28 protein-coding genes and 2 other annotated features are annotated in these 25,827 nt (G+C 43.4%); of the genes, 20 read left to right on the top strand and 8 right to left on the bottom strand.

All coding sequences use genetic code 11. The annotated features are described in order from the left end of the window. The first annotated feature begins 56 nt into the window (after positions 1–56). The 8 genes from thrS to ACFX4I_RS08530 all read left to right on the top strand — a co-directional run bounded on the left by thrS (position 57) and on the right by ACFX4I_RS08530 (position 5,279). A complete protein-coding gene (thrS, locus tag ACFX4I_RS08565) occupies positions 57–1,988 on the top strand; it encodes a threonine--tRNA ligase (protein WP_377420044.1) in 1,932 nt (643 codons plus the stop codon). Positions 1,989–2,092: 104 nt separating this feature from the next. Continuing rightward, positions 2,093–2,263 carry a hypothetical protein gene (locus tag ACFX4I_RS08560; protein ID WP_377420042.1) on the top strand — a complete coding sequence of 57 codons (171 nt, stop codon included), beginning with the start codon at positions 2,093–2,095 and terminating at the stop codon, positions 2,261–2,263. Positions 2,264–2,316: 53 nt separating this feature from the next. Continuing rightward, positions 2,317–2,874, top strand: a complete 558-nt coding sequence (locus ACFX4I_RS08555) for a GNAT family N-acetyltransferase (RefSeq protein WP_377420040.1) — start codon at positions 2,317–2,319, stop codon at positions 2,872–2,874. A 65-nt stretch (positions 2,875–2,939) separates the two neighbouring features. Further along, positions 2,940–3,076 (top strand) — a sequence feature (ribosomal protein L20 leader region). 98 nt (positions 3,077–3,174) lie between these two features. Then, positions 3,175–3,675 (top strand): translation initiation factor IF-3, encoded by a 501-nt coding sequence (gene infC, locus ACFX4I_RS08550; RefSeq protein ID WP_214790899.1) that lies wholly within the window; start codon positions 3,175–3,177, stop codon positions 3,673–3,675. Between the two features lie 34 nt (positions 3,676–3,709). Continuing rightward, complete coding sequence (gene rpmI / locus ACFX4I_RS08545; RefSeq protein WP_034309070.1) at positions 3,710–3,910, top strand: 50S ribosomal protein L35; 201 nt, start codon at positions 3,710–3,712, stop codon at positions 3,908–3,910. A 35-nt stretch (positions 3,911–3,945) separates the two neighbouring features. Beyond that, positions 3,946–4,305, top strand: a complete 360-nt coding sequence (rplT, locus tag ACFX4I_RS08540; RefSeq protein WP_034309067.1) for a 50S ribosomal protein L20 — start codon at positions 3,946–3,948, stop codon at positions 4,303–4,305. Positions 4,306–4,373: 68 nt separating this feature from the next. Next, positions 4,374–4,649 (top strand): DUF1294 domain-containing protein, encoded by a 276-nt coding sequence (locus tag ACFX4I_RS08535; RefSeq protein WP_076364796.1) that lies wholly within the window; start codon positions 4,374–4,376, stop codon positions 4,647–4,649. Between the two features lie 60 nt (positions 4,650–4,709). Then, entirely contained in the window at positions 4,710–5,279 is a 570-nt protein-coding gene (locus tag ACFX4I_RS08530; RefSeq protein ID WP_264639161.1) for a TVP38/TMEM64 family protein, read from the top strand. Between the two features lie 51 nt (positions 5,280–5,330). Here ACFX4I_RS08530 and ACFX4I_RS08525 read toward each other — a convergent pair whose 3' ends face one another. Continuing rightward, positions 5,331–5,711, bottom strand: a complete 381-nt coding sequence (locus ACFX4I_RS08525) for a sigma-w pathway protein ysdB (protein ID WP_230303454.1) — start codon at positions 5,709–5,711, stop codon at positions 5,331–5,333. A gap of 109 nt (positions 5,712–5,820) precedes the next feature. Here ACFX4I_RS08525 and ACFX4I_RS08520 point away from each other — a divergent pair, with 109 nt between their 5' ends. Beyond that, the gene (locus ACFX4I_RS08520) at positions 5,821–6,309 is read left to right on the top strand and encodes a dUTP diphosphatase (RefSeq protein ID WP_377420038.1); all 489 of its coding nucleotides are present in this window, start codon (positions 5,821–5,823) and stop codon (positions 6,307–6,309) included. Between the two features lie 71 nt (positions 6,310–6,380). Next, positions 6,381–7,466 carry a M42 family metallopeptidase gene (locus ACFX4I_RS08515; protein ID WP_377420036.1) on the top strand — a complete coding sequence of 362 codons (1,086 nt, stop codon included), beginning with the start codon at positions 6,381–6,383 and terminating at the stop codon, positions 7,464–7,466. Positions 7,467–7,526: 60 nt separating this feature from the next. Here the strand turns inward: ACFX4I_RS08515 and ACFX4I_RS08510 are convergent, their stop codons facing one another. From ACFX4I_RS08510 to ACFX4I_RS08495, 4 genes are all read right to left on the bottom strand, one after another. Next, a complete protein-coding gene (locus tag ACFX4I_RS08510) occupies positions 7,527–8,231 on the bottom strand; it encodes a LutC/YkgG family protein (protein WP_230301769.1) in 705 nt (234 codons plus the stop codon). Further along, a complete protein-coding gene (locus ACFX4I_RS08505) occupies positions 8,225–9,655 on the bottom strand; it encodes a LutB/LldF family L-lactate oxidation iron-sulfur protein (RefSeq protein WP_230301765.1) in 1,431 nt (476 codons plus the stop codon). The genes ACFX4I_RS08510 and ACFX4I_RS08505 overlap by 7 nt, the downstream gene beginning before the upstream one ends. Positions 9,656–9,678: 23 nt before the next feature. Next, the gene (locus ACFX4I_RS08500) at positions 9,679–10,395 is read right to left on the bottom strand and encodes a (Fe-S)-binding protein (RefSeq protein WP_283932025.1); all 717 of its coding nucleotides are present in this window, start codon (positions 10,393–10,395) and stop codon (positions 9,679–9,681) included. A 179-nt stretch (positions 10,396–10,574) separates the two neighbouring features. Next, positions 10,575–11,306, bottom strand: coding sequence for a FadR/GntR family transcriptional regulator (locus ACFX4I_RS08495; RefSeq protein ID WP_377420034.1), 732 nt, complete (start codon positions 11,304–11,306; stop codon positions 10,575–10,577). A gap of 255 nt (positions 11,307–11,561) precedes the next feature. Here ACFX4I_RS08495 and ACFX4I_RS08490 point away from each other — a divergent pair, with 255 nt between their 5' ends. The 7 genes from ACFX4I_RS08490 (at position 11,562) to ACFX4I_RS08460 (ending at position 20,202) form a co-directional block, all read left to right on the top strand. Beyond that, the gene (locus tag ACFX4I_RS08490) at positions 11,562–13,250 is read left to right on the top strand and encodes an L-lactate permease (RefSeq protein WP_309518641.1); all 1,689 of its coding nucleotides are present in this window, start codon (positions 11,562–11,564) and stop codon (positions 13,248–13,250) included. A 73-nt stretch (positions 13,251–13,323) separates the two neighbouring features. After that, positions 13,324–14,436: a PucR family transcriptional regulator gene (locus tag ACFX4I_RS08485; RefSeq protein ID WP_377420032.1), complete on the top strand. Its 1,113-nt coding sequence runs from the start codon at positions 13,324–13,326 to the stop codon at positions 14,434–14,436. Between the two features lie 119 nt (positions 14,437–14,555). Beyond that, positions 14,556–15,968 (top strand): glycolate oxidase subunit GlcD, encoded by a 1,413-nt coding sequence (gene glcD / locus ACFX4I_RS08480; protein ID WP_377420030.1) that lies wholly within the window; start codon positions 14,556–14,558, stop codon positions 15,966–15,968. Further along, a complete protein-coding gene (locus tag ACFX4I_RS08475) occupies positions 15,965–17,290 on the top strand; it encodes a (Fe-S)-binding protein (protein WP_377420028.1) in 1,326 nt (441 codons plus the stop codon). The genes glcD and ACFX4I_RS08475 overlap by 4 nt, the downstream gene beginning before the upstream one ends. Positions 17,291–17,525: 235 nt before the next feature. Next, positions 17,526–18,455, top strand: a complete 930-nt coding sequence (locus ACFX4I_RS08470; RefSeq protein WP_377420026.1) for a YsnF/AvaK domain-containing protein — start codon at positions 17,526–17,528, stop codon at positions 18,453–18,455. A 168-nt stretch (positions 18,456–18,623) separates the two neighbouring features. Beyond that, positions 18,624–19,427: a YflT domain-containing protein gene (locus ACFX4I_RS08465; RefSeq protein ID WP_230301758.1), complete on the top strand. Its 804-nt coding sequence runs from the start codon at positions 18,624–18,626 to the stop codon at positions 19,425–19,427. Positions 19,428–19,818: 391 nt separating this feature from the next. Beyond that, positions 19,819–20,202 (top strand): general stress protein, encoded by a 384-nt coding sequence (locus ACFX4I_RS08460; RefSeq protein ID WP_230301757.1) that lies wholly within the window; start codon positions 19,819–19,821, stop codon positions 20,200–20,202. A 16-nt stretch (positions 20,203–20,218) separates the two neighbouring features. Here the strand turns inward: ACFX4I_RS08460 and sspI are convergent, their stop codons facing one another. Next, positions 20,219–20,428, bottom strand: a complete 210-nt coding sequence (sspI, locus tag ACFX4I_RS08455; protein ID WP_076364828.1) for a small acid-soluble spore protein SspI — start codon at positions 20,426–20,428, stop codon at positions 20,219–20,221. A gap of 122 nt (positions 20,429–20,550) precedes the next feature. On the opposite strand from sspI, the gene ACFX4I_RS08450 reads away from it, so the two are divergent. The 3 genes from ACFX4I_RS08450 (at position 20,551) to pheT (ending at position 25,137) form a co-directional block, all read left to right on the top strand. Further along, on the top strand, positions 20,551–21,309 hold the full coding sequence (locus tag ACFX4I_RS08450) for a TrmH family RNA methyltransferase (protein WP_377420024.1): 759 nt from the start codon (positions 20,551–20,553) through the stop codon (positions 21,307–21,309). Positions 21,310–21,353: 44 nt separating this feature from the next. Then, positions 21,354–21,595 (top strand) — a binding site (T-box leader). A gap of 58 nt (positions 21,596–21,653) precedes the next feature. Beyond that, the gene (gene pheS / locus ACFX4I_RS08445) at positions 21,654–22,694 is read left to right on the top strand and encodes a phenylalanine--tRNA ligase subunit alpha (RefSeq protein WP_377420022.1); all 1,041 of its coding nucleotides are present in this window, start codon (positions 21,654–21,656) and stop codon (positions 22,692–22,694) included. A gap of 28 nt (positions 22,695–22,722) precedes the next feature. Next, the gene (gene pheT, locus ACFX4I_RS08440) at positions 22,723–25,137 is read left to right on the top strand and encodes a phenylalanine--tRNA ligase subunit beta (protein WP_230301755.1); all 2,415 of its coding nucleotides are present in this window, start codon (positions 22,723–22,725) and stop codon (positions 25,135–25,137) included. Here pheT and ACFX4I_RS08435 read toward each other — a convergent pair. Further along, positions 25,103–25,357, bottom strand: coding sequence for a hypothetical protein (locus tag ACFX4I_RS08435; RefSeq protein ID WP_377420020.1), 255 nt, complete (start codon positions 25,355–25,357; stop codon positions 25,103–25,105). The two genes, pheT and ACFX4I_RS08435, sit on opposite strands and share 35 nt — an antisense overlap. Before the next feature lie 179 nt (positions 25,358–25,536). After that, positions 25,537–25,746, bottom strand: coding sequence for a hypothetical protein (locus ACFX4I_RS08430; RefSeq protein WP_377420018.1), 210 nt, complete (start codon positions 25,744–25,746; stop codon positions 25,537–25,539). Between the last annotated feature and the right edge of the window lie 81 nt (positions 25,747–25,827).

Here is a 25,827-nt window from a genome sequence, read left to right as displayed (position 1 = left end):
TGTAATGGAATCAAAAACCTGTAATTTGTTCGAACAATAAGAAGGAGTGAAACTGAATGTCAGAATTACTGAAAATATCTTTTCCTGACGGAGCGGTTAAGGAGTTTGCTAAAGGCACAACAACTGAAGACATCGCTGCATCCATCAGTCCTGGTTTAAAGAAAAAATCCATTGCCGGAAAATTCAATGGTGAATTATATGATTTGAAACGTCCGATTGAACAAGATGGTACAATCGAAATCGTCACACAGGACGCAGCGGATGCTCTTGAAGTATTGCGTCACAGTACAGCACACTTGATGGCACAAGCGATCAAACGTTTGTACAAAAACGCTAAATTCGGCGTAGGTCCGGTCATCGAGGGCGGCTTTTACTATGATATGGATCTGGAGGAATCATTGACTCCCGAAGACCTTCCATTGATTGAAAAAGAAATGAAGAAAATCGTCAACGAAAACTTGGAAATTTCCCGTATCGAAGTGAGCCGTGATGAAGCGATTTCCCGTTTTAAAGAAATCGGCGACGAGTATAAATTGGAGTTGATCGATGCGATTCCTGCCGATCAGCAGGTAACGCTTTATGAGCAGGGTGAATTCTTTGACCTTTGTCGTGGAATTCATGTTCCATCAACGGGGAAAATCAAAGAGTTCAAGCTATTGAGCATTGCCGGAGCATACTGGAGAGGCGATAGCAAAAACAAAATGCTTCAACGCATTTACGGTACGGCTTTCTATAAAAAAGAAGATTTAGCCGAACACCTGCGTTTCCTTGAAGAAGCCAAGGAACGTGACCATCGTAAAATCGGCAAAGAATTAAACTTGTTCATGAGCTCACAGAAAGTGGGGCAAGGGTTGCCGATGTGGTTGCCAAAAGGCGCGACCATCCGTCGGACAATCGAAAGATATATCGTGGACAAGGAAGAACGTTTGGGTTATGACCATGTCTACACACCTGTAATGGGAAGCGTGGACCTTTATAAAACATCTGGACACTGGGATCATTACCAGGACGGCATGTTCCCTGTCATGGAGATGGAAAACGAACAGCTTGTCCTGCGTCCGATGAACTGTCCGCATCACATGATGGTCTATAAAAACAGCATCCACAGCTACCGCGAACTGCCAATTCGGATTGCCGAGCTAGGCTTGATGCACCGCTATGAAATGTCAGGTGCCCTTTCAGGCCTTCAGCGTGTACGTGGAATGACATTGAATGATGCGCACATTTTCGTCCGTCCCGACCAAATCAAAGAAGAGTTCAAGCGCGTTGTGAACCTGGTTCTGGAAGTATATAAAGATTTCGATATCAAGGATTATTCATTCCGACTGTCTTATCGCGATCCTCAGGATACGGAAAAATACTTCGATGATGATGACATGTGGGAAAAAGCACAAAGCATGTTAAAAGGCGCCATGGATGAACTTGGCCTGGATTACTTTGAAGCGGAAGGTGAAGCGGCATTCTACGGTCCTAAGCTTGATGTTCAGGTGCGTACTGCCTTAGGGAAAGATGAAACGCTTTCCACTGTTCAGCTTGATTTCTTGCTTCCTGAACGTTTTGATCTTAATTACGTCGGTGAGGACGGCAAACAGCACCGTCCGGTTGTTATCCACCGCGGCGTCGTTTCCACAATGGAACGTTTTGTCGCTTACTTGATCGAAGAATACAAGGGGGCATTCCCGACTTGGCTTGCACCTATCCAAGCACAAGTGATCCCGGTCTCACCTGAAGTGCACTTGGATTATGCGAAAGAAGTACAGGAAAAACTTAAAGCGCAAGGCATTCGTGTCGACCTGGATACACGTGACGAGAAAATCGGTTACAAAATCCGTGAAGCGCAAATGCAAAAAATTCCGTACATGCTGGTTGTTGGAGACAATGAAGTCAAAGAAGGCAGCGTGAATGTACGTAAATACGGTGAACAAAAATCCGAAACGATCGCTTTTGAAGATTTCGTTTCAGCGATTAAGGCGGAAGTAAGCCGTTAAAAGCAAAAAGAGGGGCACATAGTTGTGTCCTTCTTTTTAATTAAGGCATGATAAAATGAAAACATCATGTGAAAATATGTACAGCAATGAAAAGGAGGGTCAGCATGAAAAAGAAATTTTCTTATCTATTCGGACCGACATTCCTTGTCATCATCATCTTATTGTTATTGGATGATTATCGACAATATGCCATTGTCCCGGTCCTGCTTTTTTGGATAGCCCTATTTTCCTGGGACACCATTGAGAAAAAGAAAAAGGCGAAAGAAAACTCTTAGCATTTGATCGCTTCGATCAGTATGGACTGTAACCAAAGGGGGAGTGGGGATAAATGGAGATTAGAAAGGCTTCAAGGAAAGACGCGGGTAACCTGGCTGCTCTGTTCAATCATGTTGAAGATTCCGGGTATATGCTGTTCAACCCTGGGGAAAGGAAAGCGACAGGGAAACAAATGGAAAAGCAAATGGAGCAAATCGAAAAAAATCCCCTTTCCGTTTTCCTCGTTGCTGCTAGCGGCCATGAGTTGAAAGGTTATTTAATCTTATTGGGCAATCAAATGGGCCGAACGAGGCATTCAGCCAAAATCGTCATCGGCATCAATGAACAGGACAGAGGAAAAGGCATCGGTACGAGGCTATTTCAAAAAATGGAGGAGCATGCACGGACAAACGAAATACGGCGCCTGGAATTGTCCGTGATCGCAAACAACGCCCCTGCGCTTTCCTTATATCGAAAGATGGGTTTTGAAAAGGAAGGAATAAAGCGGGAATCACTGTTTTTTGATGGAAAGTATCATGATGAATATTTTTTGTCCAAATTACTTTTAAAAAACGTATTGTCAAATAACAGAATGTCTGATAATATTAATTTTGTTGTGAAAAACGAATAAAATTTAGCATTTGACAAGTCATCAGTGTTTATGATATATTTCTAAAGTGAATTGAATACGTGTTTGATGAAAAGAAGAAGCACCCGCTTCTCACCTGGTTGACGCAAACAATGCAGTTAACAGGTCATGATTTGATTATTTGGATCTTTCTGAATGAGTCTATCAGTGTGGGTGCAACATGCATCCACACTTTTTTATTATGATTATATCCTGTAAGCGAGTTGTGAGCGTGACCGAATTTATTCAAATATTCGTATTCGCCAATATCTTTGGAGGTGGCTAACTATTAGTAAAGACGCGATGGTAAACGAGGGCATCCGAGCCCGTGAAGTTCGTCTTATTGACCAAAACGGAGAACAACTTGGAATTAAAACGAAATTCGAAGCAATGGAAATTGCCGCTCGTGTAAATCTTGATCTAGTTTTAGTTGCTGCAAATGCAAAGCCTCCGGTAGCCCGGATCATGGACTACGGAAAACACCGCTTCGAGCAGCAAAAGAAAGACAAGGAAGCACGTAAAAATCAAAAAGTCATCAGTCTGAAAGAGGTTCGTTTGAGCCCGACGATTGAAGAACATGATTTCAATACGAAGCTTCGCAACGGTATTAAATTCCTTGAAAAAGGCGATAAAGTAAAAGCTTCTATCCGATTCAAAGGACGTGCCATTACGCATAAGGAAATTGGTCAACGTGTACTCGTTCGTTTTTCTGAAGCATGTAAAGAAGTGGCTACAATCGAGCAACACCCAAAAATGGACGGGCGCAGCATGTTCATTATCTTAGCACCGAAAAACGAAAAGTAATTGTAAAGTAATTTGTAATGAGGAGGAATACCTTATGCCTAAAATGAAAACTCACCGCGGATCTGCTAAACGTTTCAAAAAGACTGGATCCGGCAAACTTAAGCGTTCTAACGCTTACACAAGCCATTTATTTGCTAACAAATCTACTAAGCAAAAGCGTAAGCTTCGCAAAGCTAGCCTTGTAAGCAAAGGTGACTTCAAACGTATTCGTCATATGCTAGACAACATTAAATAAGTTCGATTTATCGAGTTAAATAGGAGGGAAATAACATGCCACGTGTAAAAGGCGGTACTGTTACTCGCAAACGTCGTAAAAAGGTAATAAAATTAGCTAAAGGTTACTATGGCGCGAAACATATTCTTTTCAAAGTAGCTAACCAACAAGTAATGAAGTCAGGAAACTATGCTTTCCGTGACCGTCGTCAAAAGAAACGTGATTTCCGCAAACTTTGGATCACTCGTATCAACGCTGCAGCACGCATCAACGGTCTTTCTTACAGCCGTTTAATGCATGGTCTAAAGCTTGCTGGTATCGAAGTGAACCGCAAAATGCTTGCTGATCTTGCTGTTGCTGACGAACAAGCTTTTGCTCAATTAGCAACTGCTGCTAAACAACAATTAGACAAATAAGTCTGACTGATACAGCCACTCTCTTTTCAAGAGGGTGGCTTTTTACATATTTAAAGGAGGGAATGGGAATGCAAGGAGTATGGTTCATTGCTGCTTATATGATCATCACGAACATCATCGGATTTGCCTTAATGGGAATCGACAAAAGGAAAGCGCGTAATGGGGAGTACCGGATCAGCGAAAGGACACTTTGGTTTTGGGCGGTCATAGGCGGAGGGACTGGGTCCTTTTTGGGGATGAAGCAATTCCGCCATAAGACGAAGCATGCCGCTTTTAAGTGGGGCCTGCCCATATTGATGATTCTTCAGATAGCCTTATTGATCAAGATATTCATTCAATTGTAATATGTAGCACGTATAATGTATATGCTTGTAGAAGCAGCAAAGAGTAGCTGGAGGGAGAGCATGAATGATAAACTGACACTTGTGATGAGCTACGTTCAATCTGGAAGCGTGTTTGCACCGTTGATTTTTATCACTTTTCATTTATTAAGGCAATTTTTATTCATTCCCGTCATTGTGGTTTGCATGTCTGGCGGAGTATTATTCGGGGCAGCTTTTGGAACCATCTATTCGGTAATCGGTTTGACGTTGTCCAGTATGGCCTTTTATTTCGTGATAGGTAAATTTCCGAAAACAAAGGATAGGCTGCTGCGGCTTAAGAATAAGCTGTTTGGAAATCGAAAGCTAAATAGCCGGCAAATTGCAGTACTGAGGCTTATACCATTCATACACTTTTACTTACTGTCGCTTTGCTTATTGGAATCCAATAAAGGGCTGAAAAATTATTTTTATCTATCCTTCTTGACCAATCTTCCTGTAGCATTCGTATACACGGTTTTTGGCCACTATATTGCAGATTTCAGTCCAACGCTGATCGTCATCATTTTATTATCCTTAACCTTATTGATATATTTATTGAGAGAGAAGCAGACGGTCGTCCCTTGGAAGGAATTTTTTCGTTCAGATGATTAATGAAGAGCCTTGAGTCCATTTTTCTCAAGGCTCTTCATTACGTTTGATTTTTCATTTTTGTAAAAATTCCTTAACCGGGCTCTTCCAATCAATAACGGCATCCGGATATTGTTTTTTAATGGCTGCCTCGATTTTTAAGAAGTCATTTCGCTTCAAGCCTTTCAGTCCGGCCATTTTTTTAGGCCATATGAAGATGGAGATGACCTCGAAGGAGCGTTCCGTCGTCCCTAAATACTTTTCCCCTTCAAACATCACCCCGTTGTACGTCAATAAAAAATTCTTTCGTATATTGGCTGTATCATCGAGCAGAAAGAACTTTTTCTGTTCATGTGCCAGTTCTAATTTTCTTTTCGGATTAAATAGGTATTTGATGACTGTATATATTAAGAAAATGATGAGAGCCAAAAGAATGAACCGCATGATCAATACCATGGTTCTACCTCCTTAAACAGAGTGATTCCCTTCATTTACGTATGGGTTTTTAATAAGTTTCATTTATTTGATATAATTTAGGGGAAGTCGATAGAAAGAAGTGATGAAAATGAACATAGGTAAATTAATGGAAATGCAAGCAGCTTTGGATGAGCATATACAATCAAAGCATGATTTGGGTGCTGAGGATTTAGTGGAACGGAAGATACTTGCTCTTTTAGTGGAGCTTGGAGAGCTTGCCAATGAAACAAGATGTTTTAAATTCTGGAGTCTTAAAGGCCCCTCTGATAAAGAAACGATTTTGGCTGAATACGTGGATGGCATTCATTTCATTTTGTCACTCGGGATCGAACGGGGATTTGTACCGGAAGTTCCACCCGCCCTCAAGATGGATCAGGAGGATTTGACGGTCCAATTTACTACTATTTACGGCCATATAAGTGAATTTCGCACACAGTTGACAGAGTCATCTTTCCAAAAGGTTTTTGCTGCGTATTTACATTTAGGGGAGTTGCTGGGATTTTCATCTGTGGATGTGGAAAAAGCATATGTAAGCAAAAATGAAGTGAATTACGAAAGGCAAAAGCAAGGCTACTGATTGCTGATTGTTTATGCAATCGATTATCTGTATAATTATTCTTGTAATGTAAGTTATAGGGAGGTATAGGCATGGCTCAATTGGATGAAACGTTAAGGATGCTTGCTGACTTAACGGATGCTAAAGGCATCGCAGGAAATGAAAGTGAAGTAAGAAAAGTGATGACCGAATACATAACACCGTTTGCGGATGAAATATCGACAGATGGCCTGGGAAGTTTGATTGCCAAGAAAACGGGTGATGAAAACGGACCGAAAATCGTCGTTACCGGGCATATGGACGAAGTCGGTTTCATGATCACCCAAATTGATGATAAAGGATTTTTGCGTTTTCAGCCGGTAGGAGGTTGGTGGTCACAGGTAATGCTGGCCCAGCGCGTGACGATCGTTACAAGTAAAGGTGATATAACTGGCATTATAGGTTCCAAGCCGCCGCATATCCTGTCAGCGGAGGCGCGGAAGAAGCCGATTGATATTAAGGATATGTTTATTGATATCGGTGCATCCAGCAAAGAAGAGGTTAAGGAATGGGGCGTCAAGCCAGGGGATATGGTTGTGCCATATTTTGAATTCACGGTCATGAATAATGAAAAGATGCTGCTCGCCAAAGCCTGGGACAATCGAATTGGCTGTGCAATCGCCATTGATGTGCTTAAACAGCTGAAAGACAGCGACCATCCTAATGTAGTTTATGGAATTGGCGCTGTGCAAGAAGAGGTCGGCCTGCGTGGATCCAAAACATCCACATTCAAAATTCAGCCGGATATCGGTTTTGCCGTCGATGTTGGCATTGCTGGTGATACACCGGGGGTTTCCGAAAAAGAAGCGATGAGTAAAATGGGGGAAGGCCCGCAAATCGTCATCTATGATTCATCGATGGTGGCACATAAGGGATTACGCGATTTCGTCACCGACACGGCTGATGAAATGGATATTCCTTATCAATATGAATCGATTCCAGGCGGTGGGACGGATGCCGGCTCCATCCATTTAACGGCAAATGGTGTTCCCGCACTGGCAATCACGATTGCCACACGCTACATTCATTCACACGCAGCGATGCTCCACCGGGATGATTATGAGAATGCAGTTAAGCTCATTGTCGAAGTGATCAAACGCCTCGATCGTGAAGCGGTTGATCGGATCATTTACGAGTAATATAGAAAGTTAAAAATGGAGAGGCCTAATCAGGTCCTCTCCATTTTCTTTTCCTTATTTCTACTTATCTTCGACGATTATATAGACCGCTTTGATGGGACCATGGACGCCGACGACAAGGTCCATTTCGATATCAGCCGAATTGCTCGGCCCTGTTATGAAGTTGATGCAGGAAGGAACGACTTCGCCCCGGGTAACTTTTGAACGGATGGCCGCTGCAGCCTGTGTCATTCGCGGAACGATGGTGCTTTTTGGAATGATGGAAACATGGCAGGAAGGAAGGAAGCTGATGGAACGGCCATGGTCCTTGTCGCTGAACAAGACGACGGTCGCTGATTCTGCTAGTGTCATCTCACTGAATGTGATTCCGATGTTAGCACTTTCTGCTTTTTCGATATTATCTTTCCCGGCTTGGTGATCCCATATATGGACATCTTTTTCCTTTAAGATACCCTCCAATCCATAGTCGGAAAATCGATCGTCCTTAGGGATGATCAAGGGTCCGTTTCCAAGTTCCTCGATCACCTGTTTTAAACAATGCATCACTTGCTTGGAGTCGGTAACGTGAAACTGAGTATGCACCCTTTTACATTGCTCCTCCAATTCCGCGACAAGATCATTTGGTGTCGCATGTTTCAAAACTTCTTTTTGGGGGGCGTGCTTCCATTCCGGAACGGAGATGCCTTCCGTAATAGGAGCCCTTCCCAGGTTTTTGGCTATATTGTTTAAAAATGTCCCTTCATTATGGATGGTTCCATTCATGATGGTTTCCCTCCTTTTTCCCGATTTTTGAACCAGTCCCGAAAGCTCTCTTTCCCTGGAGCAGGGAACTCGCGGCTTTCTGTCCAAGTTTTGAGTGGTCCCGGTCCTTTCGAGATGATATCCCCCGTTTTAAAAGGAGACATCGCGGATGGGGCCATTTTGGAGCCGAACTTATAAAGCATAGGCGAGGCCGCACCGATTCCGAAGGCTTTCATGGCCATCTTTTCTGAAAATGGCGCCATTTTTTCCTTTTCAACGATGACCTCACGATGCTTCCTCAGTAAGTCATGGAGAGGAATCTTAACCGGACAGGCATCTGTACAGGCTGCACAAAGAGTGGAGGCATATGGCAGCTCCTTGAAATCATCATACCCTCCGAGTAAGGGTGAAAGTACAGCACCGATTGGTCCCGGATATATTGAACCATATGAATGACCGCCAACCTGGCGATAAACCGGGCAGACATTTATACAGGCAGCGCATCGAATGCATTGAAGAACGGATTGAAACTCAGTTCCTAAAATGGAGGAGCGTCCATTATCTACGATCACAAGGTGAAATTCCTCGGGCCCGTCTGCATCGCCTTCATCACGCGGTCCGGTAAGTGAGGTGATGTAACTGGTCAACCTTTGGCCGACAGCACTTCTTGTCAATAAGCTGACAAGGACTTCGAATTCATCGAATGTAGGCACAAGCCGTTCCATTCCCATCACGGTGATTTGCGTTTTTGGGAGGGCAGTGACCAAATCGGCATTTCCTTCATTCGTCACCAAACCGATCGAGCCCGTTTCCGCAATAGCAAAATTACAGCCGGTAATGCCCACATCGGCGCTTAAGAAATCTTTCCGCAGAATGCCCCGCACATGGGCGGTAAGCTCTTCCGGTTTTTCGGTTTGCGTATAGGCAAGCTTTTCTTTAAAAACATCCCTAATCTGCTCCTTATTTTTATGGAGAGCAGGTGCGACGATATGGGAAGGGGGATCATGATCATCCACTTGTAAAATGTATTCACCAAGATCCGTTTCAACGACATCGAGGCCAACTGCTTCAAGAGTTGCATTCAAATTGATCTCTTCCGTGACCATCGATTTGGATTTCACGACCTTTTTGGCATTCTTTTTTACAATGACATCTTTAATGTAGCCGCTTGCTTCTTCAGCGGTTTCAGCGAAGAAGACATGACCGCCCCTTTTCGAAACGTTTTCTGCAAGCTGGTGCAAATAGAAATCAAGGTTACTAAGCACATGCTGCCGGATTTCTTCCCCAAGGGAACGCCAATCCTCCCAGCTTCCCAATTCATCAACGGCAGTCAGTCGCCGTCCGTGTAATCGTTCTTGGGCACTCGATACGGCCAATCGCATAAAATCATTATGTATTCCTTCATCCACCCGGTCTTTAAACTTGGCAGAGCTGGTTTTCATAGCCATTAGTTTTTCCCTCCTCGCTTTTTTTAAATACTATTCAGGACTTCCGCAATATGAAGCACTTTCACCGGTTGTCCCTTCCTTTGGATCCGTCCGCCGATATTAATCAAACATCCTGCATCCCCGCCGATTAAAAAATCGGCGCCGGTAGCTTCAACATTGCAGACTTTCTCCTCGACCATTTGCCCGGAAATGTCCCCCATCTTAACTGAGAAAGTCCCTCCGAACCCGCAGCAGTTTTGGGCATCCGGAAGCGGTGTCATTTCCAGCCCCCTGACATGGCTTAACAAAATGGCAGGTGCTTCCTTCACCTTAAGCAGCCGTGTCATATGGCATGAAGTATGGTAAGTGGCCTTTCCCTTAAGGGTCGCCCCGACATCGGTCACTTTTAAGACATCCACGATGAATTGGGTCAATTCATATGTTTTAGCCGCTAATGATTCCGCCCTCTTTTCCCATTCGGCATCGCCTTTGAAAAGGACCGGATATTCTTTGAACATCGCTGCGCAGGAACCGGAAGGGGTTACGATGTATTCAGCATCCGCGAACGTTTTAATCATCTTTTTCATGGCTTCCTTCGATTCCTTCGTATACCCGCTATTATAGGCGGGCTGTCCGCAGCATATCTGGGACTCCGGGAAATCGATCTCACAGCCTAATCTCTCGAGTAGCTCCACTGTCGCTTTGCCGACATTGGATTGAAACAAATCCACTAAACATGTTGCAAAGAGAGTAACTTTCAATTTGAACTCCTCCTTTTTCAAATAGGTTAACAGGTCATCTGATGACTAGAAAATGGAAAAAGGAAATGGTTAAGAGAATATACCAATTTCCAAGATTTTTTAAATGAAGTAATCGTTTTCAAAATAATATATCAATTTAATCCTTTTTTGTATAGAGTATTTTTGAAATTTAAGGAGAGTCATCTATGTTTTTGCTGATTTTTTTGGATGACCCGGTCCAGTGATTCCTCGACGCTTTGAAGGTGAAAAAGCATGGCACTGCGCGCTCCGTCTTCATCCTGTGCCACGATTGCATCATGAATCCGGACATGCTGCTGGTAAAGCTGCTTAAGTGTCATCTCTTCGGAATAAAGCGCTATCCGGCGGATATCACCCATCTTTTCCGTCATTAATTCTGAAACGTGGTTCATCAATGTAATCAGCAGTTCATTTTGTGATGCATTTGCCACTGCAACATGGAAGGCGATATCCGCTTTATCACTGAGTTCTTCATCGTCGGATACCTTTTCCATATTAAAAAGACTTTCCTTGAGTTCGATAAGGTTTTCTTCCGTTCTCATCTTCGCTGCCACTTCTGCCGTACCGGACTCAAGTATTTTCCGGACTTCCAGTAAATGCTTGATATTGTCTTGATCCATCAAAAGGGCGGCAGACAAAGGATGGTTCATGATGGTGGGGTCGAAGGTTTTGACGAATGTTCCTTCACCTTGTTTTATTTCAATAAGACCCATTGAACTCAATGCACTTAATGCTTCGCGGATGGCCGGGCGCCCGACTTGAAAATTTTCCGCAAGCTGCTGAATGGAATCCAATTGTTCACCTGGTTTCAGGCTGCCTGACCGAATCATTTCATAAAGTTCATCGCTGACTTCTTCATAAATTTTTTTCGGCTTTATTTTTTTATATACCAAGTAGTAGCACCTCTATTTTCTATGAGTTTCTCTGGTTAATATTATATAACACAAATGATCTTTGACACTTCCAGAAGGTTAAAAAATCAACAAAAAATAAAAAAAAATCTTGATTTTATATTTTTAATCATTTAATTTTAATGAGTACTCATCAAGTCATCTGATGACTTAGAATTTTCGGATATGTAAGGGGTTTCAATTAGCGGTTGATTTCTGAATTTTTTAAAAAAATTATAGAAAATGGAGTCGAAATGAATGACATGGACACAAAACTTTACGCCGATCACCGATAATTTAGTTTTATCATCTCTTGCCGCACTCATTCCAATTCTTTACTTCTTCTGGGCACTTACCATCCAACGTATGAAAGGTTACATTGCAGGTATAACCACGTTGCTTGTAGCTCTTGCAGTGGCTGTATTGATATATGGAATGCCTGCAGGAAAAGCAGTGATGTCTGCTTCACAAGGAGCCGTATATGGGCTGCTCCCAATTGGATGGATAATCATCACTTCCGTATTTTTGTACAAAATGACTGTTAAAAGCGGACAATTCAATATCATTCGTTCTTCGGTGCTTTCGCTTACCGAAGACCGCCGCCTCCAGGCATTATTGGTGGCATTTTCTTTCGGGGCCTTTTTAGAAGGTGCCGCGGGATTTGGGGCACCGGTTGCCATTTCAGCCGCGCTTTTGGTCGGTCTTGGATTTAACCCGCTATATGCTGCCGGGATTTGTTTGATCGCGAATACCGCTCCTGTAGCATTCGGGGCGGTTGGAATACCGATCATCGCCATGGAAGGCCCCACTGGCATAGCCGCCATGGAGATTTCAAAAATGGTCGGCCGCCAATTGCCATTCCTTTCGGCTTTCATTCCGCTATATCTCATTTTAATAATGACTGGGTGGAAAAGGTCGCTTGAAGTCTTGCCGGCAATATTGGTTTCCGGATTTTCCTTTGCCATCACACAGTACTTAAGTTCAAATTTTCTTGGGCCAGAATTACCGGACATCCTTTCAGCGTTAGTGTCACTATTTGCATTGGCGGTTTTCCTTAAATTCTGGAAACCTAAAACGATCTTTCGCTTTGCATCCGAGGAAACGGCAGCAGCTGTCGAACCTTTATATACTGCAGAAGCGGAAACAAAATACACGAAATGGCAGATATTCCATGCTTGGTCGCCATTCCTTCTGTTGACGCTTTTCATAACAATATGGGGGATGAACCCAATAAAGCCGGCACTCTCCGGACATTATGAAGGCAACAATGTGTTGCTTGGCGGAATCAATGAAATCGGGAAACTATTAACCTTCCAAATCGAAGTCCCAGGTCTGCATAATGCGATAATCGGAAGCGATGGATTGCCGATTGCGGCTTTCTATAAATTAGAACTGCTCGGAGCGGCCGGGACTGCGATTTTACTGGCTGCCATCGTAACGAAGTTCATCGCACACATATCTGCAAAAGACGTTTATAGCACCTTTGTTGAAGCGATGAAAGAGTTGGCAAAACCAATCTTGATGATTTCTGCCGTGGTGGCTTTTGCCTATGTAACGAATGCTTCAGGCATGTCGACAACATTAGGGATGACCCTTGCAAAATCGGGTGATTTATTTCCGTTCTTCGCACCGGTTCTCGGCTGGCTGGGTGTGTTCATTACCGGCTCGGATACATCAGCCAACCTCTTATTTGGCAGTCTGCAGAAAGTGACCGCTCTTAAAGTGGGGATGGAGCCGGTCTTGGCACTTGGGGCGAACTCTTCCGGAGGCGTCACCGGAAAGATGATTTCCCCCCAATCGATAGCGATTGCATGTGCTGCCGTTGGATTGGCGGGCAGGGAATCGGAATTATTGAGATTCACACTCAAACATAGTTTGTTTTTATTGCTGCTTGTTTGTGTGATTACCTTCTTGCAAAATGGCGTCCTTTCCTGGATGATTCCATAAGTAGAATGAGGCTCCCCTTTCATAGGGGAGCCTCGAAATATTTTCAAGTCCATTCAAAAGAGGAGGACATATTATGCAATTGACAGCTGTGGCAGGAAAATTGGTTCATGAGGTTCGGAAGCTGATTGATGAGGAAATCATCATTATTGATCATGCTGGCACGATTATCGCCAGCACCGATAACAGCCGTATTGGATCTTATCATGAAGGAGCTATCCACGCTTTCAACAATCGTGAGAAATTGATCATCAATAAACAGGATGAACGAAGTTGGAAAGGAGTGAAGGCAGGTATAAATCTACCTGTTTTCTTCAACCAGGAAGCAGTTTGTGTCATTGGAATTACAGGCGACCCCAAACATGTTTCCCCCTATGCGGAACTTTTAAAAAAGATGACGGAGATGTTCATTCAGGAAAGCTATCATATCGAACAAGCAGAATCCCAATCACGTCTGATGGAATTCTTTGTATTTGAATGGCATCAGCTGCAGACGTTCAATGAGCTTTTCCTTCAGAAGGCCAAGTTGCTTGGGGTCGATGTTCATGCAGACCGGATCATCACCCTTGGTGAATTTAAGACTGAGGAAATCATTGAACCTCATGTGTGGAGAACGCTTCAGATATACATAAGACAGCAGCATCCCAATGACATCGCAGTCCGTTGGGGGAGGAACCAATTCGTCATTCTTTCTATAGCCGATTTCATCGGTTCAAAAATCCAGCAATTAAAGAAATTAAGTAAACTGCAAAAAAAGCTGGAAGAGAGTTCGGGTTATAAAGTGTGTGCAGGAGTTAGTTCGCGTGCACCAGGATCCGCTTTCAGGTCAGCGTTTTTTAAAGCGGAACGTTCCTTGAAAATCGCGTTTCATTCATCGGGGATTATATTTGACGAGGACTTGAAGATTGAGGTCCTGCTTGATGAGGTTACCGCTGAAACAAGACAGGAATATTTAACCCGGACGATTCAGGAGTTGCTTCCTAATGAGGAGTTGCTTAAAACCCTTTCCATGTATTTTGCATGTGATCTTTCTTTAAAGGAGACCGCCGCAGCGTTGCATATCCATATCAATACCCTCCATTACAGGCTCAAGCGCATAGAAGATTTGACCCGACTGAATCCCAGGAAGCTAGCCGATTTAGTCACTATGTATCTAGCATTAAGTGTATTGGATAAACATACAAATTAATTCTATGGAAAGCTCTAAATTCTATATGTTCATACATAGATGGTTGAGTGTTTTCTTTCTTATACTTACAACATATAAAAAAATCTCGAATTTCCTATGTTTAAATGAGGAGGATGTACATGTTAACAAAGCAGGTTAAGCAGCTTCTTCTTACCATCGTTGGTCAGGAGAATTACGATGACTCGAAAGTGGAATGTCTAGTCTATTCATATGATGCAACGCCAGGGTTTCAAGCGATGCCGGATGCTGTCATTAAACCGGGCTGCACAGCGGAAGTCGCAGCCATCGTCAAAGTTTGCAACGAATACAATGTTCCGATCGTTCCACGCGGGTCTGGGACGAATTTAAGCGGAGGCACTTGTCCGACAGAGGGGGGGCTTGTCCTTTTATTCAATCGAATGAATTCATTACTTGAAATAGATGAGGAGAACTTAACGGCGACCGTACAGCCTGGGCTCATTACATTGGACTTGATTTCAGCAGTTGAAGAGAAGGGATTGTTTTATCCGCCGGATCCCAGTTCGATGAAAATCTCCACTATTGGCGGAAACATTAATGAGAACTCTGGTGGACTGCGAGGATTAAAGTACGGAGTCACCCGTGATTATGTCATCGGGCTAGAAGTGGTTCTTCCGAATGGGGACATCATTCGAACAGGGGGCAAGCTTGCCAAAGATGTAGCCGGATATGATTTAACGAAACTTTTTGTCGGCTCAGAAGGGACCTTGGGCATCGTTACGGAAGCGACCTTAAAGCTGATCCCAATGCCGGAAACGACAAAGACGATGCTTGCCTTATATCAAGATCTGGATGCCGCAGCCCAGTCAGTGGCCAAGATCATTTCAAATAAAATCATTCCTGTTACATTGGAATTTCTGGATCGGCCGACGTTGATCGTGGTTGAGGACTTCGCGAAGATCGGTTTGCCCACCAATGTGGAAGCCGTCCTGCTGATTGAACAGGATGGTCCGCCTGAAGTGGTGGAACGAGATATGAAAAGGATGGCCGATATCTGTCTAGAGGAAAAGGCGGTTTCCGTGGAAATTGCCGAATCGGAATCTGACGCTGTCGCCTTGAAAACCGCAAGACGGACAGCCCTCTCTGCACTGGCACGCCTCAAGCCGACGACCATTTTGGAAGATGCCACCGTTCCGCGGTCGGAAATTGCCAAAATGGTTAAAGCGATTAATGAGATCGCTGTCAAGCATAATGTGGACATTTGCACTTTCGGCCATGCTGGGGATGGGAACCTGCATCCAACGTGCATTACCGACGCTCGTGATCATGAAGAAATGGAGAGAGTGGAGCTCGCTTTTGCCGATATTTTTGCTGCGGCTATCGACCTTGGCGGTACGATTACCGGTGAACATGGTGTAGGGGCGATGAAGGCCCCTTATCTTGAATGGAAGCTGAAGAAAGAAGGGATTGATGCCATGAGAGCGATTAAACAAGCTTTCGATCCCAATAACATCATGAATCCCGGCAAAGTATTTGCCAAGGAAACCAGGAAAAGGGTGGTGGTTTCTTCATGACGACAGATCAGGAAAGGGAAACCATTGCCTTGCAATTCGCTGAAAAAATGAATGAAGATGAATTATTGAATTGTATGCGCTGCGGCTTTTGCTTACCCCACTGCCCGACATACATGGAATCGGGGCTGAAGGAATCCCATTCACCAAGGGGCCGGATCGCACTTATGAAAGCGGTGGCGGATGGTGTGATTGAGCCCGATGAGGATGTAGAACGTTCATTGAGTCTTTGCCTCGGCTGCAGGGCTTGTGAACCTGTGTGTCCTTCAGGTGTGAAATATGGACATCTTCTTGAAGAAGCAAGAGATATCATCCATCAGAATAAAAAGCACAGTTACCCTGTAAAAACGATCCGCAAGGCCGTTTTTAGTGGATTATTCCCGCACCAGGAGCGAATGCAGGCCATGACGAGTTTGCTTGGCTTCTATCAGAGATCAGGTCTGCAATACATGGCCCGAAAAACGGGAGTCCTCAACATGCTTCCCAATAATTTGGCAACCATGGAAAAGGTGCTGCCGAAAGTCCCAAAAAAATCAGAAATGAAAAATAGGCCAACCGGGCTGCCTGCAATCGGAACGCAGTTCAAAAAGGTGGCTTTCTTTTCCGGCTGCTTGATGGATACGATGTTTTTGGAAACGAACAAGGCCACGCTAAAGCTTCTTCAGCTGGCCGGATGTGATATCGTGATTCCAAAATCCCAGGCATGTTGCGGGGCGCTGCATGGGCACAGTGGTGAAAAAGCAGGTGCAAAGCAACTGGCCAAGCGTAATATAGAAGCTTTTGAAGCGGAGGAAGTTGATTATATCATTACGAATGCCGGCGGCTGTGGAGCTTTTCTCATAGATTATGACCATTTGCTCCAAGGCGAACCGGAATGGCATGACCGTGCAATCGCATTTAAAAATAAGTTGAAGGACATCAGCGAGATTCTTGTTGATTTGCGTTTTCAGGAAAAGGTTCGCTTGAAACTGCCGGCTCAATCGGTAACGTATCAGGATTCCTGCCATTTACGGAATGTGATGAACACCTCCTTGGCTCCGCGAATTCTCCTTCAATCGATAGAAGGGATCGACTTCAGGGAAATGAAGGATGCCGATCGATGCTGCGGCTCCGCTGGGATTTATAATATTGTTGAATCAGAGATGTCCATGAATATTCTCGACTCCAAAATGGAACACACGAAATCTACACAGGCAGATATTGTTGTCACGGCAAACCCTGGCTGTCTGTTGCAAATGCAATTGGGGATCGAGAGGGAAAAGTTGGGGGAATGTACGAAAGCGGTGCATATAGCGGACCTGCTATTAAAGGCTGTGGCATTATAATAGAAGAAAAGAAAAAATGAAATAGCATTATTTGGTTAAACATTACATTTTTATAAATGGGGAAACCCTTGAAAAGTCTGGATTTCAATTGAAAAAACGTTCTGTGCGGAGAACAATTTGTAAATGATATAACATAAATGAAATATTGATTCCTCGTTTACTTAGGTTCATAGCGGGTAGAGTTTATACATAGCATCCACTAAACGAAACAACAAAACCTAAGGAGGAATGTAAAATGAATAAAACAGTATATGGAGTATATGAATCAAATGCAGAAGTGATCCAGGCAATAAATGCACTTAAGGCAAAGGGCTTTGAAGGGGACGATATCACGGTCGTCGCAGACAAGGAAGAAACATTGGATTTCACGAATACTCAACGCGAAACGGATGTTCATACAATGACGAATGTCCCTAACGACGAATCATTTATGGACAAGGTGGCACGTTTCTTCATGCCGGATGATACGGCCGACCTTTCAACAAGATTGGCGAATGCAGGCCTTTCGAATAGTGATGCGGCCGAACATGTCTTTGATGTAGAAAATGGAAAAGTCCTGGTTCTGGTAGAAGAAGGTGAAGGCCATCTTGGAACGGCAAGAGATAAATTCACGACCCGAAATATGGAGGCTGCCGCTACACGGCTTGATACAAATTCCACCAACCAACTATATAATGGCACTGAAAAAACCGATGCATTAAATAAAGAAGATGTTTATGGAGTCAACGGACAAGGCCGTGAATTGCCAGAGGATGAAAGGACGCTTAAACTTCGGGAAGAACAGCTGAACATTGACAAAGAAAGAGTTCAGACAGGAGAAGTCGTCATTAACAAAGAAGTCAATGAACAGCATAAAACGATTAATGTCCCTGTTGAACACGAAGAAGTGACAGTCGAGCATAGATCAGTTTCAGGACGTGAATCGGATCTGGAAACAGGAAGCATTGAAGATGGGGAAACATTACGGATCCCCGTTGTTGAAGAAAAATTGGAAGTTTCGAAAAAACCGGTCGTCACAGATGAAATTGTCATCAAGAAACATGCTGTACAAGAAACGGAACAAGTTCAGGATACTCTTAAAAAGGAAGATATCCAGCTTGATAGTACAGATGAATCGATCGTAAATGAGAAAAAGGCAACTGAACGTAGAACCGACCGCTTCTAATGGTGAAGGGAAAAGCCTGCAGTTTTTAAAACTGCAGGCTTCTTTTGGGTTTAAAGACTGATTAAAGGTACGAGCCTAGGGAAGGCAAACCTTTTTGTTTAATTGGCACCCATCAGGGTATAAATACACATAAGAAGAAATATCGGAATAATAGGAGGAGGAAGATGCATGGGAAAAACATTATATGGTGTTTTTAATACGGAAAGAGAAATAATCCAGGCTATTCAATCCCTCAAGGAAAAGGGGGTCCATGAAGGAGAAATAACGGTAATGGCTGATAAGAAAGAAGATTTGGATTTCGTCAATCAAAACCGTGATCCGGATGTCGACGTCGTTACTAACTCAAACGAGGATTCCTTCATTGATAAGATGAAACACTTTTTCCTGAATGAGGGTTCTGAAGATATAAGGAACCAACTAGGTGAGTTAGGGCTTGCCGATAGTGAAGCCACCGCTTATATAAATGAAGTGGAGGCTGGAAAATTCCTGATTCTTTTAGATGAATCGGAAACCGTATCAGTACGGGAGAGCATAACTTCCAATCGCATGGAGGATACGGACGAACCTGCAGAGAATCCGCTTAAAACAGGGGTGGTGAACAATCCGGATCCGAACCTTTTTCCTGAAACAACAGCAAATGCCTATCAAACAGGGGAAGTGGAAGCGCAGCCAGGAAGAAGCGAAGAACTTCATGGGAATTCTGCGAACATCTTTGAAAATGAAGAGATGGATACGAAGCGAGCTCAAGAAAGGGAAATCTGGGGGAACTCCACAGAAAAATTCAAGAAGAAAAAACCAGGGAATTATGAAGGAACACTAGCAAGCGACCATCATGCAGACCCGTTTTCTGCCGATACTGATAAAGCCCTTGATGCTCAAGGATCACTGGATCGGACCGTGGGCCCGAATGAGCAAGAGGAAGGCTTGCAGGATGAATACATCAAAAATCGAATCAATACCGACAATCTGTAATATGTAAAATAACTGCCTCCACAAGGCTGTTCAGACTGCAGGCAAACTAGATGAAAATCGAGTTTGTCTGCAGTTTCTTTATGGCTTGTAAAATTTGGACGTTGACTTTCATTCCAGGCACTCGCTTTCCCGCGGGGTCAATTATACATGAGGAGTTGAAGATTTTGCTTTGGTTCAGTTGGTTCGTTTGATGAAGGATATATTTTCCGAACCCTTTTTATCTGCTAACTGAACCAGGCTGTTATTTTTTAAAAAAACCTTTAGGCAAAGGGTTCCCTTGTTCATTAGTCAGGAATTCTCAATATACTATTTGCTTGTTTATTGTTAAAGCTGCAAGGTATAATGACAAAGGTATTTTATTTTAAGTAGAGTAACAAGGAGGGGGAGAAACATGGAAAAAAACGTATATGGTGTTTTTGACTCTAATCCGGAACTACTTGCTGCAATTCAAGACTTAAAAGCTAAAGGCGTATCTGGCACCCAAATGACAGTAGCAGCTAATATAAAAAATTATGTGCAGCTTGGAAATGAACATACGGATATCCTGATCATCGCCAATCAGGATAAGGAGGACACTCTTTTTTTAAGAATCTTCCACTACTTCACAGATGAAGGATCTGGAGATTTACGCAGCTTTTTCACGAAATACGGCTACTCTTATGATGAGACAAAAGCGATGCTTGAAGAAGTGAGCGCAAATAAATTCATCTTGCTGCTTGATGAAGAAGTTTCCATTGAAGAACTGAAGGCTTGCGTAGCGAAATCAAAAAAATAACAGCCTCTGAAGGCTGTTATTTTTTTAATCCTGATTCGAGGGCAGTGATCATTTCCTGTTTTTCCTGCTCAGATGAATTTTGCCAAATGACCTCGAATAATACTCCCAATCCAGGAAGCATTTTTTCCTCGCCATTTTGTATGGCATCGACAATCGTGTCTTCCAGCTGCTCTTGCGAATTTCCAGATACATTTTGGATGATCGCATTACGTAAGTTTAAATTCATAATTATTCCTCCTCTAACACATAATGACTGACATTAATAGCATTTCACAAACTCGCATGCAATATGTATGTGAATTGCGTTATAATAGGAAAATCAGTGTGAAGTTAAAGGAGCGTTTACCCTTGAAATATATCGAATCCGTAAAAAACCCGCAAGTTAAGCAATGGAAAAAACTTTTGACGAAAAAAGAACGAGATAAAACAGGTAAATATTTAGTCGAGGGTTTTCACCTAGTTGAAGAAGCCTTAAAAGAAGAAATCGTCTTGGAAGTGATCATCAATGAAGAAACTGAAATGCCTGCCCATTTTAAGGTGGAAGGCACAGAACTCATTTATGTGAAAAATGATATTATGAAGGCGATTTGTGATACTGAAGCCCCGCAGGGAATTGCTGCGGTTTGTGAACAGAAATCAACGAGCATGTCATCCATCAATCCGGATAAACTATTGTTGATCGATGCCGTACAAGATCCGGGGAATATTGGAACGATGATAAGGACAGCGGATGCAGCTGGAATCGATGCGGTCATTCTTGGCGAAGGGTGTGCTGATTTGTATAATCCCAAAGTGGTCCGTTCGACGCAAGGGAGCCTCTTTCATATGCCTGTCATTAAAGGGAACCTTTTCGAAATCATCGATGAGCTGAAGGAAAGAGGCACACCGGTATATGGCACGGCATTAGAAGGCGCATCGCCATTTGAGGAAGTGGAAAAGTCTTCCCGATTTGCCCTGCTGGTCGGTAATGAAGGCCAAGGAGTATCGAAGGAATTACTGGAGAAAACGACTAAAAACCTTTATATTCCCATATACGGAAAAAGCGAATCATTGAATGTGGGGATCGCTGCCGGGATTTTAATGTACTATTTACGAAAATCGATTTGAAACGGCCGAAGAATTATAATATAATAAAACAGAATTTTATAATGAAAACAACGATGACAAAGAGTAGTAGCTTAAGTTAACCATATCCAGGGAAAAAATGCCTTGACTGAAAGCATTTTTATGGCACTGCTTAAGGGAATTCACCTTTCGAGTTGGCATTGGGAAGACGTGATGTCCTAAAAATGTTCCGGTGAAGAGCCGTTATTTTTAATGAAGTGAGTGCAGAAGTTTTTTTGTTCGTGCACTAATAAGGGTGGTACCGCGATACATAAACCTCGTCCCTTTAGGGATTGGGGTTTTTTTGTGTTCATTTTTACAAAAGGAAAATAAAGGAGGAAGACATGATGCAGGAACGTTTACTAGAACTGCAGGAAGAAGCGTTGCAAAAAGTTGCCGCCGCTTCCGAATTAAAAGAACTGAATGAAGTCCGAGTTGCTTATTTAGGGAAAAAAGGGCCAATCACTGAGGTATTGCGCGGCATGGGTAAATTATCTGCCGAAGAACGCCCGAAAATCGGGGCACTGGCAAATGAAGTAAGGGAAGCGATCGCAACAAAGATCGAGGAGAAACAAAAAGCACTTGAAACTGCGGCGGTGAATGCAAAGCTAGCAACTGAAACGATTGACGTCACACTTCCTGGACGTCCGGTTAACAAGGGGAATCTACACCCATTAACACGTGTCGTGGAAGAAATCGAAGACTTATTCATCGGTATGGGTTATACCGTTGCGGAAGGTCCTGAAGTCGAAAGCGACTACTACAACTTCGAGGCACTTAACTTGCCAAAAAGCCATCCGGCACGTGATATGCAGGATTCCTTCTACATAACGGATGAAATCCTGATGCGTACGCACACTTCACCTGTTCAAGCCAGAACGATGGAAAAACATAAAGGTCAAGGACCTGTTAAAATCATTTGCCCAGGAAAAGTATATCGCCGTGATAACGATGATGCAACACACTCCCATCAATTCCAGCAAATTGAGGGCTTGGTCATCGATGAGAACATCAGCATGAGCGACCTGAAAGGAACGCTGGACGTATTTGCGAAAAAAGTATTCGGGCAAGACCGTGAAATCCGTCTTCGTCCAAGTTTCTTCCCATTTACGGAGCCTTCCGTCGAAGTGGATATTTCTTGTAAAATCTGTGGTGGTAAAGGCTGCAGCGTATGTAAACAAACAGGCTGGATCGAAGTGCTTGGCGGCGGGATCGTTCATCCGAACGTCCTTGAAATGGCTGGCTTTGATTCCAAGAAATACTCTGGATTCGCATTTGGAATCGGCGTGGAACGGATTGCCATGTTGAAGTACGGTGTGGATGATATCCGTCATTTCTATACGAATGATGTTCGATTCTTAAAACAATTCAACCATCACGAAGCATAAATTTTTATTTTAAAAAGGAGGACCTACCATGTTTGTGTCATATAAATGGTTACAAGATTATGTTGACCTTTCAGGCATCAATGCGACGGAGCTAGCTGACAAAATCACGAAAAGCGGCATTGAGGTTGAAGGGGTGGAAAAGAAAAGTGAAGGGCTAAAAGGGGTCGTCATCGGGCATGTCATTGAACGTGAACAGCATCCAAATGCGGATAAATTGAATAAATGCCAAGTTGATATCGGTGCCGAAAATCCCGTTCAGATCATCTGTGGAGCACCGAATGTCGATAAAGGCCAAAAAGTCGCAGTCGCTACTGTTGGCGCAGTCCTTCCAGGTAATTTCAAAATCAAGAAAGCGAAACTTCGTGGAGAGGAATCGCACGGGATGATTTGCTCGCTTCAGGAATTGGGCTTCGAATCCAAGCTCGTTTCCAAGGATTATGCTACAGGTATCTTCGTCTTCCCTAATGATGTGGAAGTAGGGAAAGATGCATTGGAGGAACTTGGTTTAAGTGATGAAGTGCTGGAACTTGGGCTGACTCCAAACCGTTCCGACGCATTGAGCATGCTTGGTGTTGCATACGAAGTGGGAGCCATTCTAGGCCGGGAAGTGAAATGGCCGGTTGTCGAGAAAGAAGAGGCGGCTGAAAAAGCAACTGATTATATCAATGTCAAAGTTGAAGCGAAAGAAGATAACCCGATATACATTGCTAAAATCATCAAGGATGTCAAGGTCGGACCCTCACCGCTTTGGATGCAGACTAGGTTGATGTCTGCAGGTATCCGACCTCATAATAACGTGGTGGATATCACCAACTACATTTTACTTGAATACGGCCAACCGCTCCATGCCTTTGATTATGACCGCTTTGGTTCAAAGGAAATCGTCATCCGCAGAGCGAAGGATGCTGAAAAAATCGTAACATTGGATGAAGCGGAACGCACTTTGACACCTGACCATTTAGTGATTACAAATGGCAGCGAGCCTGTAGCGATAGCTGGTGTGATGGGCGGAGCGGATTCCGAAGTAAAAAATGATACGACGAACATCATCATTGAAAGTGCATATTTTGCAGGTACAGTAGTTCGTAAAGCTTCAAAGGACCATGGATTACGAAGTGAAGCTAGTGCCCGCTTTGAAAAAGGTGTCGATCCGGCACGTGTACGTGAAGCTGGAGAACGTGCTGCACAATTGATTGCACAATATGCAGGCGGAACAGTCTTACAAGGAGCAGCAGAAGTTGATGAATTGACAATGGAACCTGCGGTCATTAGCATCACTCTTGAAAAAATCAACACACTTCTTGGAACAAGCATGAGCGTATCAGTTGTGGAATCGATCTTCAAACGTCTGCAATTTGGCGTTGAACTTGACAATGAAACATTCACAATCACAGTTCCGACGCGCCGTGGTGATATTACGATTGAAGCTGATTTAGTCGAAGAGGCTGCACGTTTATATGGATATGATAACATTCCCGCTACACTGCCGATCGGTGCTGCTACCCCAGGCCAATTGACTGATTATCAAATTAAACGGCGGAAAGCACGCCGTACACTTGAAGGCGCAGGCCTTTATCAAGCGGTGACCTATTCACTGACAAGCCAGGAAAAAGCGTCCCAATTCGCATTGGAAGCAAGAGAATCCATTCGATTAGCAATGCCAATGAGTGAAGAAAGAAGCCAGCTGCGTTTAAGCATCGTGCCTCAATTGCTGGAAGTCGTGAAATATAACAATGCCCGCCAAATTGATTCCCTGGCACTGTATGAAATCGGTTCGGTATTCTTTAAGCGTGACGAACAAGAACTGCCTGAAGAAAAAGAACATATTGCTGGAGCAATCACAGGCCTATGGGAGTCACATCTATGGCAAGGTGAAAAGAAACCAGTGGATTTCTTTGTAGCCAAAGGCGTGATCGAAGCATTATTCGACACACTTGGATTAGCTGATCAAATCAGTTATCGCCAAGCGGAAATCAACGACATGCATCCAGGACGGACAGCGGAAGTGCTATTGAATGGTGAAGTGATTGGCTTTATTGGCCAAGTGCACCCAACTGCCCAAAAAGACTTGGATATTAAAGAAACATACATTTTCGAACTTTCCTTAAAAGCATTGGCCGAAGCCGAAGTCGCGCCGATTGCGTACCAAACCATTCCGCGCTATCCATCAACCACACGCGATATCGCGCTCGTTGTGGATCAAGCTACGAAAGCCGGGGACATTCAGGATATTATTGAAGAAGCCGGTGGCAAACTGCTGAAAGAAGTAAGCATCTTCGACCTATACGAAGGTGAAAGAATGGAGGAAGGCAAGAAATCCATTGCCTACTCACTGAAATACTTCGACCCGGAACGTACTCTAACGGACGAGGACATTACAAAAGCACATGATAAAGTTCTTGAAGCCGTTAAAGAAAAAGCTGGCGCAGAACTAAGAGGATAAAACCAAAAAGGCAGCTCCCTGAAACAGGGGGAGCTGTCTTTTTTTTGATTTTACGAGTAAACGGAGTAAACTCACGAGTAAATAGCGTGAATTCACGAGTAAATGGGGCAAACTCACGAGTAAATAGCATGAATTCACGAGTAAATGTAGCAAACTCACGAGAAAATCGTAAATTTACGAGTAAATAGTGTGAATTCACGAGAAAACGGCGCAAACTCACGAGAAAATCGTAAATTTACGAGTAAATAGCATGAATTCACGAGAAAACGGTGCAAACTCACGAGAAAATCGTAAATTTACGAGTAAATAGCATGAATTCACGAGTAAATGGAGCAAACTCACGAGAAAATCGTAAATTTACGAGTAAATAGTGTGAATTCACGAGAAAACGGCGCAAACTCACGAGAAAATCGTAAATTTACGAGTAAATAGCATGAATTCACGAGTAAATGGGGCAAACTCACGAGTAAATAGCATGAATTCACGAGTAAATGTAGCAAACTCACGAGAAAATCGTAAATTTACGAGTAAATAGTGTGAATTCACGAGAAAACGGAGTAAATTCACGAGAAAACGGAGTAAATTCACGAGTAAACGGTGCAAACTCACGAGTAAATCGTAAATTTACGAGTAAATAGCATGAATTCACGAGAAAACGGTGCAAACTCACGAGAAAATCGTAAATTTACG

This window comes from Peribacillus sp. YIM B13472, assembly GCF_042788005.1.
In the GTDB taxonomy this organism is placed as follows: domain Bacteria; phylum Bacillota; class Bacilli; order Bacillales; family DSM-1321; genus Peribacillus; species Peribacillus simplex_E.
The sequence above is the reverse complement of the archived record's forward strand: the minus strand, read 5'-3'. Positions and strand labels throughout refer to the sequence as shown.